The sequence below is a fragment of the Catenovulum agarivorans DS-2 genome, from assembly GCF_000568405.1.
In the GTDB taxonomy this organism is placed as follows: domain Bacteria; phylum Pseudomonadota; class Gammaproteobacteria; order Enterobacterales; family Alteromonadaceae; genus Catenovulum; species Catenovulum agarivorans_A.
This window is the reverse complement of record NZ_ARZY01000002.1, coordinates 187019-204539: the sequence shown is the minus strand read 5'-3', so window position 1 is coordinate 204539 and position 17521 is coordinate 187019. Positions and strand designations below refer to the sequence as shown.

Sequence of the window (17521 nt, the reverse complement as noted above, 5' to 3'; positions counted from 1 at the left end):
CGAATATGCCTTAAGCCATATTGTTGATAACTACCTCTATTGTCAGCTTTGTCGCGAATATGAACACCAACATAGAGCCATTGTTTACCCAAGTTTTAATGATTTGTGAGCAAGAGAATTTAATTGGTCATAACATGTTTGCCATTGATGGCTGTAAAATGCCATCCAACGCCAGCAAAGAATGGAGCGGCACGCACCAAGAGCTCAAACAAAAAGCCGAACGACTAAAGCAAGCGAGTAAAAGTGGGCAAAAAATACCATATATATAAAAATCAATAATTAATATTGGTTTGGTAACAAACGTTAAAATTTACCTAGTTTTAAATCCAACAAACAGTAAAACAAGCATGCTCCTAATTTACCGAGCATAATTGGCTTGGTTCAAAAAAGGTCTTAAGTCTGATGTGCACCTAGGTATCTCTTGCGATATATATTTTGGGTGAAATGCACATATAATTTCTTGCTGTTTACGATAGTCTTCATGCTCAGTTGTGATGGTGTAAAAGTCGCGGGTATGCGCATGAGACACCAGTACAAACCTACCGTCCAATGGTCCAAAAACATTCGCTTTTATTGGTCCCTTGTATTGTTGAAGCAATTGCTTCAACTTTGGTTTAATATAAGCAGTCAATTTCAAAAGCTCACCTGAATCGAATCGGCGAATATGCAAATAGACATATGTACTGGTGCCTTTGCCTGTAGGGTCACGGTAGTACACTAACTCGCCCTTCACGGTATTCACAACCTTCATATCTTCATCTAATTGATAACCAGCATAAATCCAAATGCTTGAAACTAATAAAAACACTGGGCTGATTATTAATAAAACAGCTTGCCAACCGGTTAATTTCTTTTCTATTTTTTTAAATATCATTGTTGCCTCTCAACACTATAAATGGGAATGCAGCATCTATATTGAATAAACAAGTAAGTTTAACTGAATCACCAACACCACAAACATAATATGTTTGAATTTATCACACATAAAAGCCAAACAACTCAAACAAGCTGATGGTCATTAACAAAATCTGAGAGGATGTATCGGAGGGAGAAGAGTTCAGCTTACTTATAAAGTTTAATTGTCACTGCATTGATATTGAATGCCACCAACTGATTGCACAACATGGGGTAAAATTTGAGTAGATTTAAAGCGTTTTTGTAGGCCTTTAACCGAGCTAAATGCAATGGCCATTACTGTTGAGCTTGCTAACAACACTAACAACTCATGCCAATTAAATAGTTGTGCAACCATCAGGGTTAACATAAAACTAATAAGCGGCAAGCCGTATAATAGCCAAGATGCAGCCAATAGGTTGTGTTCTGGGATGGCAACTGTCACTTCTTGACCTACTTCAACATGCTCAACGCATTCAACCAGAACTCTATTGGTTTTTTTTGCCATCATGCTTGCCAACACCCCTGTGCCACAGTTTTTGTTGTGTTGGCATGTGCCGCAGGTTGTTTTAACTTGGCTTTCAACCCATATAAGTTGTTGGTTGTAGCGCTGTGCAACTACGGCTTTTTCATACATCATGCTGTGAGTTACTCTTTCCAACTAATCGCATTAACAACTCGCTGTGCTGTTTCTGCTGGTATTTTACCTATAACCGTCACTTCGGCTTGTTGAATTTGTTGAGTTAAATAACTATTAGCGCCTGAATTAAACGCCACTGGCTTAACTGTTTCACCAGATTCCATTTGTCTTAAATAAATTGAAAACCACACAACCCCATCAGACAACATTACATAGTCAACCAATTCTTTATTGGTGCCATACAAATAATGTCGGTCAACTTTAACTGGCTCAAATCCAGGTGGTACCCAGCCAATTTGCCAATTCATATTTTGCATTGGCGCACTGTTTTTAATCATCACAGCTTCGGGTAAATCTGCTTTATCGACCTCAGTGATGATTTCACTTGGCTCACTAAATACTTGCACGTTTGATACCTGCAACTGCTCTAGCGCTTCGCCATTTTCAGAAACAATCGCTGATTTTAACAATAAGCCAGTGTCTTCGTGCAACCATAACCAATAATTATACCTATGGTTATCTTTAGCTATAATGCGAACTAACCTCGCCGGTAATCCTGCCACTCGGCTTTTACCGACTAAGTGAAAGTCATAACTCAGCGATATTTGCTCGATATTTGCCCTTACCAATTCAGGAATTGGCCCATCGGTAATGGTATCTTTAATACTGTATGCGGGCTGCTCTGGCTGCAAGTAGGTAATCACTTGGTTTTTACGGATCAGTTGTTGGCCTGGGCCATTAAGCGCAGTTAAGATTTCTAATTCATTGTCGCCAACCGTGCCATGAAACCAGCGCCAAGGGTCTGCCTTATTGCCATTTACGACCACAAATGAAATTTCGTAGTTAAGGGTTTGTGAGCTTTCTTGCATTCGCAATAGCCATTCGTGCGCGTCATCCGTATTGGCTTTTAAACCAAAATGGACTAACAGTAGACCAAAAATACTCGCCCTAAAAAAAACAAACCACCAAGCCGAAAGGTTTTGGTGGCTGCTAGAGCGCGTATTTGCGCTCTGGTATGGCTGAGTATTCGTCAAGTTATTGAGTAGTTTCAGACGAATCACCTTTGTGTTGCTCTAATTGGGTTTTAGTCGGCTTTGCGGCCATAGGTTCATGCTGGCGTGTTTTCAGTTGCTGCGCATGATCCATAATATAAGCGTTAATACGTTGCCTTTGTTGCATTGCATCATATGAGCTCACTGACTGTACACTTTGCACTTGCTGCATGCTCACTGGATCTAACGAACCACCAATTGGAAATGTTTGTAATACGGGTTGCGGTACTTCAACCGATGTATTGTTTTGCTCAATTTGGAATCCAACAACAAGCGCAGCCGCAAACGATGCTGCTAAGCCGTATTGTAGCGCGGGTTTAAACAACTGCACAACTTTACTTGAAGTGGTCGATTTACTTTTAGCCGCTTGTTCTGCTTGATTGGCAGTTTGTCTAGCGTTTGGAGCCAGTACAACAGGTTCTTTGTCGATAGCCTGCATTACACTATCTGCAATACCTAGGTTAAGTTGACTGGGCAACTCATTACGCATGGCATCACCTATCATATGATAACGACCAAAACATTCTGCTAACTTAGGATCTTGCTTCATTTTGTCGATAACTTGTGGGTTATCTTGCTGTCCATCAACGAAAGCCGAAATGTTTTCTTTACTTTTTGAACTCATAGTCACTTCACTTTTCCAACTAGAATCTATCTTGCTAAAAGAGGCTGTAAATTTGTATCTATCGCTTCACGAGCTCTAAAAATCCGTGAGCGAACTGTCCCTACTGGACACTCCATTACATCTGCAATTTCTTCATAACTCAATCCATCTATCTCTCGTAAGGTGATAGCTGTTTTTAAGTCGTCAGGTAAACCATCAATGGTTTTAAAAACAACTTGTTTAACTTGATCTGACATCATCAACTGCTCTGGCGAGCTGTTCACTCGAAGTGCATCTGCACTATCGATAAATTCTGCATCAGCTACATCTATATCATTCACAGCCACTTTTCGAGCTTGCGAAGCAATATAGTTTTTAGCACTGTTAACGGCAATTCGATAAAGCCAAGTATAAAAAGCACTTTCACCTCTAAAACCTGGAATGGCTCTGTAGGCTTTAATAAAAGCTTCTTGTGCTACATCAGCAATATCGCCCGGGTGCTTAACATAACGCGATACCAAGCTAGTCACCTTATGTTGATACTTTTGCACCAACAAGTTGAATGCTTGCTTATCACCGCGCTGTACACGTTCAACCAATTGTTGGTCGGTAACTTCCGGCTTCATAATATGTGCCTGTACTCCTGCTTTACTTCACTAATTATTTTTGCGAATCGTTTATTTTCGCTAGTATGTGTTGATAGACACTATAAACTAGAAAAAGTTCTAAAAAATTTTTTTAAGGTTACAATCTACCTAGAATATACGGATTGTGAAATATAAACATGACTAATCAAACTCCGCTTGAGCATAAATGTGACGTGCTAGTCATCGGCGCCGGTGCCGCTGGCTTAACTTTGGCGTTACGTTTAGCGTCAACTGCAAATGTTATTGTACTTAGTAAGTCAAAACTAAAAGAAGGTTCAACTTATTATGCCCAAGGTGGCATCGCAGCTGTATTTGATAAAAACGACAGCATTGAATCGCATGTGCAAGATACCCTAGTTGCAGGTGCTGGTTTATGCGATGAACCCGCTGTGCGCTTTACCGCCGAAAATGCGCGGCGCAGCCTAGAAACGTTAATTTCTTATGGTGTTCCGTTTGATACTGTGACAACAGCAGATGGCCATGAAAAATACCATCTTACTCGCGAAGGGGGCCACAGTCACCGACGAATTTTGCACGCAGCCGATGCAACAGGTAAGGCGGTGCAGAAAACCTTAATTCGCACCGCACAAATGCACCAAAACATCCGCATATTCGAAAGTTACAACGCTGTTGATTTAATTACCGACAAAAAAATAAAACAAACAGGTAAGAAAGTTTATGGTGCTTATGTTTGGAACCGCACCAGCGAGCGAGTTGAAGTTATTAAAGCAGCCAAAGTTGTGTTGGCAACAGGTGGTGCGAGTAAAGTATATCAATATACCTCTAACCCAGATATTGCCAGCGGTGATGGCATTGCAATGGCTTGGCGTGCGGGCTGCCGCGTTGCCAATATGGAGTTTAACCAATTCCATCCAACCTGCTTGTATCACCCTGATGCAAAAAACTTTTTGTTGACTGAAGCGCTGCGTGGTGAAGGGGCTTACTTGCGCCGCCCAGATGGCAGCCGTTTTATGCCTGAATTTGACGACCGAGCAGAGCTTGCACCGCGCGATATTGTCGCACGGGCAATTGACTACGAGATGAAACGTTTAGGCGCTGATTGCATGTACCTAGACATCAGCCATAAACCAAAAGACTTTATCAAACAGCATTTCCCAAATATTTACAAAAAATGCAAAAAATTTGGTCTTAACATCAGTAAACATCCCATTCCGGTTGTACCTGCCGCGCACTACACTTGTGGTGGCGTAATGACAGATTTAAATGGTCAAACCGATATCGAAAATTTATATGCCGTTGGTGAAGTTGCCTACACTGGCTTGCACGGTGCAAATCGTATGGCAAGTAACTCTTTGTTAGAGTGTTTAGTTTTTGCCGAAGCCGCAGCAAAACAGATAATAAACAGTGGTTTTGATATTTCCCATTATCCTGTTATTCCAAGTTGGGATGAAAGCCAAGTGTGTGATAGTGATGAAGAAGTTGTGATTCAACATAACTGGCACGAACTGCGCTTGTTGATGTGGGATTACGTTGGCATTGTTCGAACAAATAAGCGATTAGAACGCGCGATCCGCCGTATTGAACTGTTGCAGCAAGAAGTAAAAGATTATTACGCAAACTTCCGAGTCAGTAATAATTTGTTGGAGTTGCGAAATTTACTTGATGTTGCCGAATTAATTGTTCGCTGTGCAATGCAACGGGATGAAAGTCGTGGTTTGCACTACAACTTAGATTATCCAAACAGCAAGGAAGAAGCTAAGCCAACCATTCTATCACCGCAATAATCGCCTAAACCTTGATGCATCTTTGCTTGTTAACATGCTGATATGTAACAGCCAAAGATGCTCTGCCCCACTTGAGCTTGTAAGCTTTAAGCAAAACCAACCAAGAAAGTTATCCATAATCAAATTGGGCGTGTAGGCTATTTGTTGATACAAAATTTTGCCTGATTGTGTGATTAAAAAAGATTTAGGGATATTTTTATAAACCCACCGATACAACAATATCGCCAGCACGACACAGCTGCAGAATACGATAATTTTTGCGGCTGTTGTTAAGTTGAATAAGCTGTAGTTCAGCAAGGTGAAGTAGCCAGCAGAAATGGCAAAAACAGGCAGGATAATCACCCGATTCGGCGTCAGCGAAATTTGATGTTGCACAGAAGTCCTTTTCTTTAACGTTCAATCTATTGTTAGACGAGTGCGCCATTTAGTTTATGGATTTTTTTGACCATTGCGGCTAATTCAGCGTCTTCACACTTTTCATGCCCCATAAACCAAGCATATAACTCAGGGTCATCCCCCTCCAACAAACGTTGAAAGATGAGTTGTTCCGATTCCGGTAAATTCGCATAGTGATTGTCCATAAACGGCATAAAAATAACGTCTAATTCTAACATTCCGCGGCGGCATGCCCACCGAGTTCTCGCTTCACTTTGCATAATGGCTGTTGCCTCAATAATAAATTTTATCAATTTGTTTGAGTATACTTGGCTTATTCTCGTTCAGCCAGTGGCTATACTATTAAAGTGGCGAATTAAAGGTATAAACAGGCTAAACTAAAGATCGCCAACTTGAATTTTGCTACAATGGCGCCATATAGGTTACAGTTTCAATTTTAATTAATCATCCGTGGATTTTCTGCATGTCGACAACGACTTACCAATTAAACGACTGGTCTGCTATTCAAATTAGCGGAGAAGACAAATACACATATTTAAACAGCCAATTAACAGCTGATTTAACCAGTTTAGCAGCAAACCAAGCTTGTTTTGCCTGCCATTGTGATGCAAAAGGTAAAGTTTGGGCATTAAGCTACATCATCCCCTTTAAAGATAATTTGTTGTTATTTCAACATAAATCAACCATTGAAAAATCACTCGCTGAACTTAAAAAGTTCGGTGTTTTTGCAAAAATTGAATTTTCACAATGTGATTTCGATTTTTCTTTCCAACGCACTGAAACAGAATCAGCATTACATCAAGTTATCGATTCAGCGCAAACAAGTGTGCAAATGTCGCCAAACATTCGACTGTTTGTGAGCAGCGCCTCACAAAGTGATGATGCCGCTTTTGTTGCAGCTTTGTCTGATAACTTAATACCATTTATTACTCAACAACACCAAGGCGAATTCGTACCGCAAGCAATTAACGCTCATGCATTGAATGCTATCAGTTTTAAAAAAGGCTGTTACATGGGCCAAGAAACGGTTGCTCGCATGCGCTATCGTGGTGGTAATAAACGTGGTTGTTTCGCCATTGCAAGTGAGCAAACACTGCAAATCGGTGAAACAATTGAAGTACAGCTTGGTGAAAATTGGCGTCGAGCTGGTGAAATAATCCAATCAACCGCCGATAACTCATCCGGCCAATGCCAAGGCATTGCAGTTTTGGCATTAGATTCAGATATACAAGCAAATTATAGAGTAAAAGATGATAGTCAACGTCAGGTTCAACTGTCCGCTCAACCCTACTCTCTTGAATACGAGGAAACAAAATGAAAATAGCAGAAAATACAGTTGTAGCCATGCACTATTCAGTTAAAAGTGCTAAAGACGGTCAATTAATTGATACCTCAAAAAACGGAGAGCCACTTGCGTTTTTATACGGCCGTGGTTTTTTAATTAAAGGTTTAGAGCAACAATTAGCAGATAAAGAAGCGGGTGCAGCATTTAACTGTAAAATTGAAGCCGCTGATGCATACGGCGAATACCATGATGCACTTGCACAAAAATTGCCAATCGATGTATTTGATCACATTGAAGAAATTCATGAAGGTATGCACTTACGTGCAGATACAGACCAAGGCCAACAATCTGTGATCATCACCAAGATTGAAGATGATTTTGTCACAGTAGATGGCAACCATCCTTTGGCTGGTGTAGCGCTTGAATTTGATGTTGAAGTTATCGAAGTTCGTGCGGCAACTGACGAAGAATTAGAGCATGGCCATGTACATAAAGCGGACAGCTGTTGTAGTGGCGATAAATCAGATTCAGACGGTGGTAGCTGCTGCGGCTAATCCATCTTAATGAACTCATTATGAGTTTGATTGGTAGTTTAAATAGATTTTAAGCTACCAAATTCCTTCCACTTCGAAATAACGATATTTATGTCTACCAATAAACAAATTGTGTTAGCGACAGGCAATCCAGGAAAAGTTGCTGAATTTAATCAAATGTTTAGCAAGTTCGGGTTAACATTCACCGCACAAAAAGAATTTAATGTACCCGAAGCTGAAGAAACGGGTTTAACTTTTATTGAAAATGCGATTTTAAAAGCGCGTAATGCAGCTAAACATACAGGTTTACCTGCAATTGCTGATGACTCGGGCATTGAAGTTGATTATTTACAGGGCGCTCCAGGTATTTATTCTGCGCGCTATGCAGGGGCAAATGCTTCAGATAAAGACAACTTAGAAAAGCTATTAAGCGCATTAGAAGGTGTTCCTCAAGCACAAAGAACTGCACGTTTTCAGTGTGTGTTGGTGTATTTACGCCATGAAAATGACCCAACGCCAATTGTTTGCCAAGGCAGCTGGCAAGGTATAATCACGCAGCAAGCCAGTGGTGAAAATGGTTTTGGTTACGATCCAATATTTTATGTTCCCGAGCGCAATTGCACTTCAGCTGAACTAGATAAACAAGACAAAAATAAAATAAGCCACAGAGCACAAGCTCTAGCACAACTTGTGCAAAAATTGGAGCAGTTGGTTTAATGCAACTGCCACCACTTAGCTTGTACATTCATATACCTTGGTGTATTCAAAAGTGTCCGTATTGCGATTTTAATTCGCATACGCTCAAAACAAAAATTGATGAGCAGTCGTACATTAAAGCTTTGCTCAATGATTTAGACAGCCAGCTGAAGTATGTGCAAAATCGCTCACTAAGCAGTATTTTTTTCGGCGGTGGCACACCGAGCATTATGAGCGCAGAAGCTATCGCGCAAATATTGCAAGGCGTCCAATCGAAAATTCAGCTCGCTAAAGATTGCGAAATCACATTAGAAGCCAACCCAGGCACATTAGACAATCAAAAATTTATCGGGTTTAAGCAAGCTGGCGTGAATAGATTTTCTATTGGCGTGCAAAGCTTTCAAGCTGATAAACTGCAGCAGCTGGGGCGCATTCATAATCCAGCGCAGGCTATTGAAGCTGCGAAACTGGCTAGCCGCATTGGCCTAAAGAGTTTTAACTTAGACTTAATGCATGGCTTGCCAAACCAATCGGTTGAAAATGCACTCTATGACTTAGAGCAAGCTATTGCGTGTGATCCACAGCATATCTCTTGGTACCAACTCACGATCGAACCCAATACTCTGTTTGCGTCTAAACCACCAACTTTACCCGATGACGATGTATTGTGGGATATTCAACAACAAGGACAGGCACTGCTGGCGCAACACGGTTACACTCAATACGAGATTAGTGCCTATGCCAAAGATGGCTATCAAAGCAAACACAATTTAAATTATTGGCGATTTGGTGATTATCTCGCAATTGGCTGTGGTGCTCATGCAAAAATCTCCTTGCCAGAACACAACAAAATACTCAGATTTGAGAAGATCAAGCACCCAAGTGGCTATATCAGCGCAATTGATTACACCTACAAACAAAGATTTGTTGACAGAGATGAGCGAATATTTGAATATTTTATGAATCGTTTTCGCTTATTTGAAGCCTGCCCAAAAAAAGAGTTTGCTGACTACACGGGCCTTGAACTAACAGAGCTGTCAAATATTTTTGCGCGGGCCAAACAATTACACTTAATCGACGAGAGCCAACACCATTGGACAGTCAGTGCAAAAGGACATAGGTATTTAAATGAACTACTTGAATTATTTATCGACGACGAATAAATATTGTTTTATATCATTGTTATGCCTGTTATTAAGTGCATGTCAGTTGACTGATAAAAGTAGCAAGACGGCTGATACCAAGCAAACAAATGTTAAGGTTGAAGACGTCGTAAAACAGTATATGACGGCATATGCACTGCACGAAGACTTCGAATACTTTTTAAGCTTTTATGCCGAAAATGCCACTGTGGAAGATGTTGTGCGAGGCAAAAAGGCACGGGGCAAAACACAAATCCGACAGCTTTTTAACTGGGATGATCCCAAGTTATCATTGGGGTCGTCAGTCAGTGCGGTTGTGGTTGAAGACATCCATGTATTCGAAAACACGGCGGTTGTCAGTGGTTACTTTATGCCATTTAACTACGATGGGTTGAAGTTTGGCCCTTGGAGAATGAGTATGCACCTAACTTTCAATCAAGATGGTAAAATACACAAACAAGTTGACTGGATAAATTACACGCCAAAAGTGCTATTTAGCAGTGATGCCGATTCAAACTTAGATATCAAAATTCCTAATTACTTGATCAAATAACCACTGCGTTAACCATTTATTTTTTTTGGTTATTTTTATGCGCCCAAATTAATTGAATAACCAATACTGCAATTAACACGGTGATAATTGTCAGCACTGTTACAGAGCCATTTGCAACACCAATTAACGGTAAAACAAACGCAACCAACAATGGCAGCAAAGCAACACTGATAACTATCAACCAAGCAAGTGGAGACATTTTCGCATGCCTTTGACCTTTGTTTTTGTCTTCACTTACCATAGGACCCTCCACGGCTACAATACGAGTAGCGAGCTCGTTCTCCTTCATTTATACCTCTAATTGTATCTTAAAATTACCACTTTGGGCACTATTGCGTCACTTTACGGACTAAGCGAACAAAGTTAAAATTATTTTTCTGTTTTTGTGCATTCGATCCCTCTTTAAAATGCACCGTCCAAACTAAATTGTCTGCCCCGTTATTAAATACAGGCGTGCTGCTCCAATAAACTTCATTTTTCATCGATGGAAACAATGCCGTTTGTGTCGCAGGCTCAGCACAGCTTCGCTCAATAATTTGCATCAATTCTTTAATGTTGGGTAAACGCCAGTCGTCGTATCCTGCTATGCTAACTTGTTCTGAAGCTTGTAATGCTTGTTGCCAATCTAAACTCTTAGCAACACCATCGCAGCGCGCCCCGCTCGCTTGCCACGTTTCACCATAGTTACACATTTGCCACATCAGACCTGTTGAGGGATCTGTTGCCAAACCATTTTCGCTATCAACTGCGTATTGAGTCACATCAACGGTCGTCGCAACATCCTCTGAACAAAATGCCCAACTGGTAATTGGAACCATTAACAGAGTTGACAATATAATAAGGTTAAAGTTCTTAAGCATTTTTGATCTACCTCACTAACAATATATGAGCGACATTTGATTTGAGAATCGCTCGCTCGTCGCCAGTAGCAAGGTTGACGACCCAAGCCGACATCGCTTCTGGACTCGTGCTATCAGCCACCCCAAAAACTGCTGACAAGCTGGTCCAATATGCGGTGGACGTTTTGGCGTGATTTGGCCACAGTTGGGTATTGTCGCCGCCCAGTGCTAATTTATCTTCTACCTGGCCATAATTGAGTATTGAAACAAGCTCATTAACCGTAGGCAAACGCCAGTCATGGCCACCACACATCCCCGAAGTGTTGACAGCACTGATATATTCTTGGGTATTACAATTATTCATGTTACTACCTAAGAAACAGCTGGCAGCGGTTGATGTTTCGGTTCCTTCTATTGCACCATTTAAATCACTTTCATCAAACCAAGTAAAAGTATGGGTGTGCGCGCGTAAACCAGTGGTCGTTTTTATTTCCCAAATCAAACCTGTAACATTGTCTCGAATACAACTAGGCGTACCAGCAAAAATCTCTTCTCCATCAGCATCTAGCAGGGTGAAATCAAAACCTAACTCACCACTCCCAGCTTTTTCTAAACCTGTATTGATTTGTGCCGGATCTCGGCCACGTTCGGCGTCTTGGCGGGGATAGTTAGTTAACCCACAGTTTAATTCATTGCCTGTACCGTCAGCACAAGTCGTGATCCCTGTATCATTAATGCCATCAAAAGCGGATATTGGCAGCACTGTTACTCTAACAAAATCGGAGTTACGCCGATTAGTCGCGGTGTTTGTTACAACTACCTGAAATTCAAATACAGTCGAACTTGTAACATCTGGCGCGCTAAACTGAACAATTGGATTTTGGCTAGCAGACAGTTCAATCGGTTGCTCACCATCAACCTGCTGCCAATTATATTGGGTATTCGCAGTTGAAGCGGTTGATGCTGATAAAGTAACTTGCTGACCAACATACACAACTTGATTGTTGCCAGCATTAACCACTGGTGCTGATTCTGCATTTGGTAGTATTTCGACATCAACCGATTGAGTTTCAACACCACCTGTTTTGTCTGTTACTTCAAGGGTAAATCGTATACTCGCACTTTGGCTAGACGCATTCACAAATTGTCCATCCGCTACAGCAGCACCGACTGGGGATGCATCATCCGATAATGGAAAATTCACCAATATGCCATCGACTGGTAAATTTTCTAGCGCAATGCCGGATAGCTGCTGAACTAAAATTCTCGCACTTGCCACATTTTCGCCATCTTCGGCATCGACCCATGATGCGGTAAAATTAAACCCTTGGCCTGAATCGACCACTTTATCGATATCATCCACAGTTAAGTTGATAATCGGCAAGGTGTTGACGGGTTTTAACGTGATTATAATTTGATCAGATACCGCATTACCCGCAGCATCATTTACCGTCAGTGATAACAATACGTCCGTTCGAGTGTTTAGCTCTTCTGGGATCTCAAAATCTACCGACGCTGTATCTGTGGCAGATAACGCCTCTTCAGCGAAATTGGCTGGCTGAGTGCGCCAATTGTACACAAATGGGCCTTTGTCACCTTTGACAACACTATTAATTGTAAAAGGCTCTGTACCAATGGCTATTTCAAAGTCACTGCCAATATCAACTGACAATACTTGCTGTTCGTCAGAATCGTTGCTATCGGAACTCAGCGAGCCTGAGCAACTTGATAACAAACAACTGACCATTAGGATAAGCGCCGCTTGCAACAAGCAAAGCTGGGATTTAATCATTTTCATATTTGACCTATCACGCTTTAATTAACTCAAGTCAAAAAACTGACGTTTGTGTCCACTTAATTGTTTAATTGAGCTGTTTAGGTCAAAAAGGCAAAGAGCGTACCAACAGTGACATAAGTTTAATCTTTTTTACAAAAATTCGAGATATCACCATTTCTGGTAATTAATTCACCATTTATTCTTCAGAGGTAAAAAAAATGTGTCGCTCAGCGAATATTTTTTTGCTAACCTGATTAGTAGTTTTGCTATTTCTGGCTAGATACAGCGGGGAAATATAGCTTTGTATCATATACTCAGTGAAACGCATTTAACGCCAACGGAGTAAATGAATGTATATCAGTTACCCTCCTTTTGGGTTAGACCGCTCGCTAAATATAATAAAAGATAACAAATTAGGAAGAGCAATCTAATGAAGTTGCTACTGGTTAATAGCAATAAAGATAATTGCATAGAAATACAGCAAACAATTGAGTCAGCAGGTAAGTTTGATGTTATATGTGCCGAAAGTGGTACTGAAGCGATTCAATGTTTGCGACGTCAAACAATCCATGCTGTCGTTACCGACATTGATATCGAAGGTCTAGATGGCTGGCGCTTGTCTCGAATGGTTCGTTCTGGCATTTTTCGCTGCGCTGCCGATATTCCAATTGTAGTGTTAGCCGCTACATGGTGTGAACATATAGCAGAAACGACCGCGCGCGAGTTTGGCATCAACAAGCTGCTCCCATACGAAGACATATCTCAAGTCAATGCGGTGTTAGATCAAGCACTAAGCGGAGCACGCACGACCTCAGATAAAGTCTCAATGTTGGTTGTTGAAGACAATGAGTCTATCCAAGAAATAGTTGAACGTATCCTCCAACATAGGTTTGATGTAACTATCGCCGAAACTGGTGAGCGCGGCATTGAGCTATGGGATCGCAACAGTTATGACATTGTACTGCTAGACGTTATGTTACCAGGCTTATCTGGTGAAAAAGTTTTAGAGTACATAATGGCCAAGAGCCCATCTCAAGCTGTTATTATCATGACAGCACATGGCACAATAGACATGGCAGAAACCATGATCATTCAAGGGGCTGCCGACTTTATTACCAAACCTTTTAGAGCTGAACAATTACGGCGAGTTTGCGAAATTGCTTCTCGCCGCGAAGATTTTATGATCAGCAACCGCCAATTTGCTGACAAAGTTAAAGAGTTGCGAGAGCGCGAAAAAGCTTACCGAGATATTTCCCATGCCCACCAACAGTTATTAGATAATATGACAACTGTGGTGATTGAAATTAGCCACAAAGGTGAAATCAACTTCTTAAATAAAGCATGGACCGAACTGACTGGCCATCCAGTAGATTCAACCATCAGTCAGCCATTTATCGAATTTATTTGTCCTAAGTTTGAAGCCGAACAAGGCATAGTTGAGGATACGTTAACCGACATTCTTGCTGGCAAGGTACAAAGTTGTACCTTAGAGTTTAAATTAAAACACCAAGATGATATCGACATCTGGGTTGAAGGACGCTTTGCGGCCACCCAAGACCAAAAACAAAATTGGTTAATCACCGCAACAATTGACGACATAACCAAGCGCAAACAAGCTGAATTTAAACTTGAACACTTGGCGTTGCACGACACTTTAACCAATTTACATAATCGCTACTATTTTGATAACGAATTAAATCGCTTAAGCATTCTAGCTTCCAGAGGCGAAGGCCCACACGCATTACTGTATATCGATTTAGACCACTTCAAAGTCATCAACGACTCACAGGGTCACCACCAAGGCGATATGGTGTTAAAAGAAGTCGCGAACGCAATTAAATCGAAAATCCGTCGTTCTGATTTATTGTGTCGTATTGGTGGAGATGAATTTGCCTTGTTGTTGTCGCATTCCAGCATGTTAGCGGCGCACGAGTTAGCTGAACAAATATGTGACACGGTGAAGTCTGGTCATTATCAGTTTGATGGTCAAGTGTATAAGCTGAGCTGTAGTGTTGGTGTTGCAAGCATCAATGGCAACGCTAAAGATGGTCATGAATATCTAAAACAAGCTGATATCGCTTTATATGTTGCTAAACGCCGTGGTCGTGATCTGGTTCATGTGTATTCAGAAAAAGATCGCGACAGTGAAGACCTGCGCGATACCATAGAGTGGATCCACCAGTTACAACAAGCTATTGCTAACGACCAAATTATTTTGCACTTTCAGCCAGTGATTCATTGTAAAACGGGCAAAGTTGCCTACTATGAAGCGCTGGTACGTCTGAATATTGATGACAAACTCATTTATCCAGGTAGTTTTATTCCTGCACTCGAACGAGCAGACGACATCAAATTACTTGACCATCAAGTTGTTGGCAAAGCAATAAAATATCTGGCGGAGTATCCTCAAATCCCCAGAATGGCAATTAACTTATCGGCACATGCTTTTAGTGATGAAAAATTAACACCGCTAATTGAGCATAAAATTCGCCAATATAGGGTTAACCCCAAACGGATCATTTTTGAGCTAACTGAAAGCGCCAGTTTAACCAACTTAGCTGGAACAGTCAGAATGATTGAAAGGTTAACGCAAATTGGCTGTGACTTTTCAATCGATGACTTCGGTACTGGGTTTAGTACCTTCACTTATCTGAAACAGTTACCTGCCAAAAGTGTCAAAATCGATGGTTCTTTTGTGAAAGATATCACCACTGACCCAATAGATTTAGCCTTAGTTAGGGCAATTCATGATATTGCTAAGTCACTCAACAAAGTATCTGTTGCTGAATTTGTCGAAGACCAAGAAACATTAAACCTGTTGATTGAATTAGGCGTGGACTACGCCCAAGGCTATCACATCGCCAAACCAGCAAGCATAGACAACTTTATCGAACCAGAGCTAGACGTTAGCAAGCTCATATCAACAGCGCTGTAAAAGTACACTCAGGCTAGAAATGTCTTTTTTTCTAGCCTTAAATTAATTAAAAGCCCAATATACAGTTAATAGGTTTGTAAGAACCAATATGGCACAACTGAGTTGCCAAAATTTAACTGGGTCTCTTTCAACCAAAGGACGCGCTTCGTGCTTGTACATCAAGGTTTGGTTAGGTGTTGTAATATCAGCCAAAAATTCCGAAAACGCTTGATGACGATAAGCAGGATTTGGCGAAGTTGCTTTTTCCAGCGCTATATCGAGCCATTTCGGAACTTCTTGCCGATGTAATTTGGCAGACTTATAAACCCAATATTGATACGTATCTGGGATATTGTTGCGTAAATTACCGATCTCAAACGGTAGTTTGCCAGCATACATTTCGTAAAACATCACAGCAATTGAATATAAATCGGCTTGGAAGGTGCCCTTCTCACCCATTAAATACTCAGGTGCAATATAGTCAACCGAACCGACGGGGCACGTCTCCTGAATTGGATTCTTAATATCTTCTAACCCTTCTACTGAAACTGTCCCAAAGTCAATAACCTTAATTTGGCCAAATTTATCGATAATGACATTCTCAGGTTTTAAATCTCTGTGTACCATGCCATTACGTTGAAAGTATCGCATTGCATGAACCACTTCGGTAATAATTTTGCGAACTTCATCAAGACTTGGTTTAGGATTGTCAGCCATCCATTGTCGTAAATTTTGACCACCTAGGTACTCACATAAATGATACATAAAAGGGCTATTTTCGGGGCGCGCATGTATACGCATAACATTTCTATGGTTTAAGCGTGTACCTATCCATTCCTCGCGCAAAAAGCCATCTAAGTATTCAGGCTCCTCTCTAAAACTATGTGACGGCATCTTAAGCGCGTACTGTTTTTTATCTTTGTCTTCCACTAAGTACACGTGACTTCGTGTCCCACTAAATAGAACTCGCCGAACAGTAAAACCATCAATACTTTGTCCGACTTCCAATACAGGAGGAATAACCAGCTTGCTTAAACGCCTGTGTGCCTCTTCTACATCTTCGTGTGGCAATTCTTCCACTCGCATAATAGTGCAAGTCACATTGTCATCACTGCCATTTTCAATCGCCAGCTGCACGAGGTTTTCTGCACATTTATTGACATCAGGCTCGTTGGCGAGTGCAGCTTGAATCGCATCGTTTGAAACAAAGGTATGTACACCATCAGTGGTAAGAACAAAACAATCGCCAACTTTCAAATCACCAACGGTCTGATAATCCACTTCTAGATGACTATCTATTCCCATCGCTCGGGTTAAGAAGTTTTCAGAACGAGTGCCATGTACATGGTCACGGGTTAAACAGGTAAATTCACCATCATGCAAACGATGAATTCGGCTATCACCAACATGAAAAAGATGCGCCGTACAAGACTTAATGACAATGGTTGAAAGTGTACACACCAATCCATCTTGGCTGGTTTTTTTATTATTTTCGTTGTATAACCAAGAGTTGAGTGCGGTTAAGATTCGAGCTGCAGATTTATTAACATTCCAAGTATCAGGTGTTGCATAGTAGTCACTAATAAACTGAGTAACAGAAAGTTGCGCCGCTTCTTGCGAACGTTCACTACTACTAATACCATCTGCGATTGCCAACACCACGCCTTTAAATTCTAGAGCTTGCCCTTTGGGTGTTTGTGCCGCAAAAGCATCTTGATTCACGGGTTTAATTCCTGCGCTTGTTGCCCCACCTATTGCGACTTTTAGTTGCGTCTTCATCGTGCCGTCTCTCAACTCTATTATT

The 17521-nt window shown here is 41.1% G+C and carries 17 protein-coding genes and 1 pseudogene; 8 read left to right on the top strand and 10 right to left on the bottom strand.

Annotated elements, in window-relative coordinates:
• Positions 1 to 32: 32 nt before the first annotated feature.
• Positions 33 to 242 (top strand): annotated as a pseudogene (locus DS2_RS02440) (transposase); the annotation flags it as partial.
• A gap of 116 nt (positions 243 to 358) precedes the next feature.
• Here DS2_RS02440 and DS2_RS02435 read toward each other — a convergent pair.
• The 5 genes from DS2_RS02435 to rpoE all read right to left on the bottom strand — a co-directional run bounded on the left by DS2_RS02435 (position 359) and on the right by rpoE (position 3816).
• Positions 359 to 874 (bottom strand): hypothetical protein, encoded by a 516-nt coding sequence (locus DS2_RS02435; protein WP_035013018.1) that lies wholly within the window; start codon positions 872 to 874, stop codon positions 359 to 361.
• A 201-nt stretch (positions 875 to 1075) separates the two neighbouring features.
• Positions 1076 to 1534, bottom strand: coding sequence for a SoxR reducing system RseC family protein (locus DS2_RS02430; protein ID WP_051479540.1), 459 nt, complete (start codon positions 1532 to 1534; stop codon positions 1076 to 1078).
• 8 nt (positions 1535 to 1542) lie between these two features.
• Positions 1543 to 2595 (bottom strand): MucB/RseB C-terminal domain-containing protein, encoded by a 1053-nt coding sequence (locus DS2_RS02425; RefSeq protein ID WP_051479539.1) that lies wholly within the window; start codon positions 2593 to 2595, stop codon positions 1543 to 1545.
• Positions 2570 to 3211: a sigma-E factor negative regulatory protein gene (locus tag DS2_RS02420; RefSeq protein WP_035013017.1), complete on the bottom strand. Its 642-nt coding sequence runs from the start codon at positions 3209 to 3211 to the stop codon at positions 2570 to 2572. Before DS2_RS02420 ends, DS2_RS02425 begins: the two co-directional genes overlap by 26 nt.
• A gap of 26 nt (positions 3212 to 3237) precedes the next feature.
• Positions 3238 to 3816, bottom strand: coding sequence for an RNA polymerase sigma factor RpoE (gene rpoE, locus DS2_RS02415; RefSeq protein ID WP_016955403.1), 579 nt, complete (start codon positions 3814 to 3816; stop codon positions 3238 to 3240).
• Positions 3817 to 3974: 158 nt separating this feature from the next.
• Here rpoE and nadB point away from each other — a divergent pair, with 158 nt between their 5' ends.
• Positions 3975 to 5582, top strand: coding sequence for an L-aspartate oxidase (nadB, locus tag DS2_RS02410; RefSeq protein WP_035013016.1), 1608 nt, complete (start codon positions 3975 to 3977; stop codon positions 5580 to 5582).
• A 407-nt stretch (positions 5583 to 5989) separates the two neighbouring features.
• Here nadB and DS2_RS02400 read toward each other — a convergent pair whose 3' ends face one another.
• Complete coding sequence (locus tag DS2_RS02400; RefSeq protein WP_035013014.1) at positions 5990 to 6238, bottom strand: succinate dehydrogenase assembly factor 2; 249 nt, start codon at positions 6236 to 6238, stop codon at positions 5990 to 5992.
• A gap of 203 nt (positions 6239 to 6441) precedes the next feature.
• On the opposite strand from DS2_RS02400, the gene DS2_RS02395 reads away from it, so the two are divergent.
• The 5 genes from DS2_RS02395 (at position 6442) to DS2_RS19585 (ending at position 10187) form a co-directional block, all read left to right on the top strand.
• A complete protein-coding gene (locus DS2_RS02395) occupies positions 6442 to 7296 on the top strand; it encodes a YgfZ/GcvT domain-containing protein (RefSeq protein ID WP_035013013.1) in 855 nt (284 codons plus the stop codon).
• A complete protein-coding gene (locus DS2_RS02390) occupies positions 7293 to 7817 on the top strand; it encodes an FKBP-type peptidyl-prolyl cis-trans isomerase (protein ID WP_035013012.1) in 525 nt (174 codons plus the stop codon). The genes DS2_RS02395 and DS2_RS02390 overlap by 4 nt, the downstream gene beginning before the upstream one ends.
• A gap of 90 nt (positions 7818 to 7907) precedes the next feature.
• Positions 7908 to 8513: an XTP/dITP diphosphatase gene (locus DS2_RS02385; protein WP_035013011.1), complete on the top strand. Its 606-nt coding sequence runs from the start codon at positions 7908 to 7910 to the stop codon at positions 8511 to 8513.
• Positions 8513 to 9655, top strand: a complete 1143-nt coding sequence (gene hemW, locus DS2_RS02380) for a radical SAM family heme chaperone HemW (protein ID WP_035013010.1) — start codon at positions 8513 to 8515, stop codon at positions 9653 to 9655. The genes DS2_RS02385 and hemW overlap by 1 nt, the downstream gene beginning before the upstream one ends.
• A 46-nt stretch (positions 9656 to 9701) precedes the next feature.
• Positions 9702 to 10187: a nuclear transport factor 2 family protein gene (locus DS2_RS19585; RefSeq protein WP_152537527.1), complete on the top strand. Its 486-nt coding sequence runs from the start codon at positions 9702 to 9704 to the stop codon at positions 10185 to 10187.
• A gap of 16 nt (positions 10188 to 10203) precedes the next feature.
• Here the strand turns inward: DS2_RS19585 and DS2_RS02370 are convergent, their stop codons facing one another.
• The 3 genes from DS2_RS02370 to DS2_RS02360 are packed head-to-tail and all read right to left on the bottom strand — an operon-like array spanning position 10204 to position 12824.
• Positions 10204 to 10476 (bottom strand): hypothetical protein, encoded by a 273-nt coding sequence (locus DS2_RS02370; protein ID WP_152537526.1) that lies wholly within the window; start codon positions 10474 to 10476, stop codon positions 10204 to 10206.
• 40 nt (positions 10477 to 10516) lie between these two features.
• Positions 10517 to 11047 carry a DUF1566 domain-containing protein gene (locus DS2_RS02365; protein WP_051479537.1) on the bottom strand — a complete coding sequence of 177 codons (531 nt, stop codon included), beginning with the start codon at positions 11045 to 11047 and terminating at the stop codon, positions 10517 to 10519.
• A gap of 7 nt (positions 11048 to 11054) precedes the next feature.
• Positions 11055 to 12824, bottom strand: coding sequence for a DUF1566 domain-containing protein (locus tag DS2_RS02360; protein ID WP_035013008.1), 1770 nt, complete (start codon positions 12822 to 12824; stop codon positions 11055 to 11057).
• 409 nt (positions 12825 to 13233) lie between these two features.
• Between DS2_RS02360 and DS2_RS02355 the strand changes: the two genes are divergently transcribed.
• A complete protein-coding gene (locus DS2_RS02355) occupies positions 13234 to 15738 on the top strand; it encodes an EAL domain-containing protein (protein WP_035013007.1) in 2505 nt (834 codons plus the stop codon).
• Positions 15739 to 15780: 42 nt separating this feature from the next.
• Here DS2_RS02355 and DS2_RS02350 read toward each other — a convergent pair whose 3' ends face one another.
• Positions 15781 to 17496, bottom strand: coding sequence for a bifunctional protein-serine/threonine kinase/phosphatase (locus DS2_RS02350; RefSeq protein WP_035013006.1), 1716 nt, complete (start codon positions 17494 to 17496; stop codon positions 15781 to 15783).
• Positions 17497 to 17521 lie beyond the last annotated feature (25 nt).

Bases quoted from the DNA above. Each gene is read 5' to 3' on its own strand.
- DS2_RS02360 (WP_035013008.1), bottom strand. From the start codon at position 12,824: ATGAAAATGATTAAATCCCAGCTTTGCTTGTTGCAAGCGGCGCTTATC.
- DS2_RS02385 (WP_035013011.1), top strand. From the start codon at position 7,908: ATGTCTACCAATAAACAAATTGTGTTAGCGACAGGCAATCCAGGAAAA.
- DS2_RS02350 (WP_035013006.1), bottom strand. From the start codon at position 17,496: ATGAAGACGCAACTAAAAGTCGCAATAGGTGGGGCAACAAGCGCAGGA.
- DS2_RS02390 (WP_035013012.1), top strand. From the start codon at position 7,293: ATGAAAATAGCAGAAAATACAGTTGTAGCCATGCACTATTCAGTTAAA.
- DS2_RS02435 (WP_035013018.1), bottom strand. From the start codon at position 874: ATGATATTTAAAAAAATAGAAAAGAAATTAACCGGTTGGCAAGCTGTT.
- DS2_RS02395 (WP_035013013.1), top strand. From the start codon at position 6,442: ATGTCGACAACGACTTACCAATTAAACGACTGGTCTGCTATTCAAATT.
- DS2_RS02365 (WP_051479537.1), bottom strand. From the start codon at position 11,047: ATGCTTAAGAACTTTAACCTTATTATATTGTCAACTCTGTTAATGGTT.
- nadB (WP_035013016.1), top strand. From the start codon at position 3,975: ATGACTAATCAAACTCCGCTTGAGCATAAATGTGACGTGCTAGTCATC.
- rpoE (WP_016955403.1), bottom strand. From the start codon at position 3,816: ATGAAGCCGGAAGTTACCGACCAACAATTGGTTGAACGTGTACAGCGC.
- DS2_RS02370 (WP_152537526.1), bottom strand. From the start codon at position 10,476: ATGAAGGAGAACGAGCTCGCTACTCGTATTGTAGCCGTGGAGGGTCCT.
- DS2_RS02420 (WP_035013017.1), bottom strand. From the start codon at position 3,211: ATGAGTTCAAAAAGTAAAGAAAACATTTCGGCTTTCGTTGATGGACAG.
- DS2_RS02355 (WP_035013007.1), top strand. From the start codon at position 13,234: ATGAAGTTGCTACTGGTTAATAGCAATAAAGATAATTGCATAGAAATA.
- hemW (WP_035013010.1), top strand. From the start codon at position 8,513: ATGCAACTGCCACCACTTAGCTTGTACATTCATATACCTTGGTGTATT.
- DS2_RS02400 (WP_035013014.1), bottom strand. From the start codon at position 6,238: ATGCAAAGTGAAGCGAGAACTCGGTGGGCATGCCGCCGCGGAATGTTA.
- DS2_RS02430 (WP_051479540.1), bottom strand. From the start codon at position 1,534: ATGATGTATGAAAAAGCCGTAGTTGCACAGCGCTACAACCAACAACTT.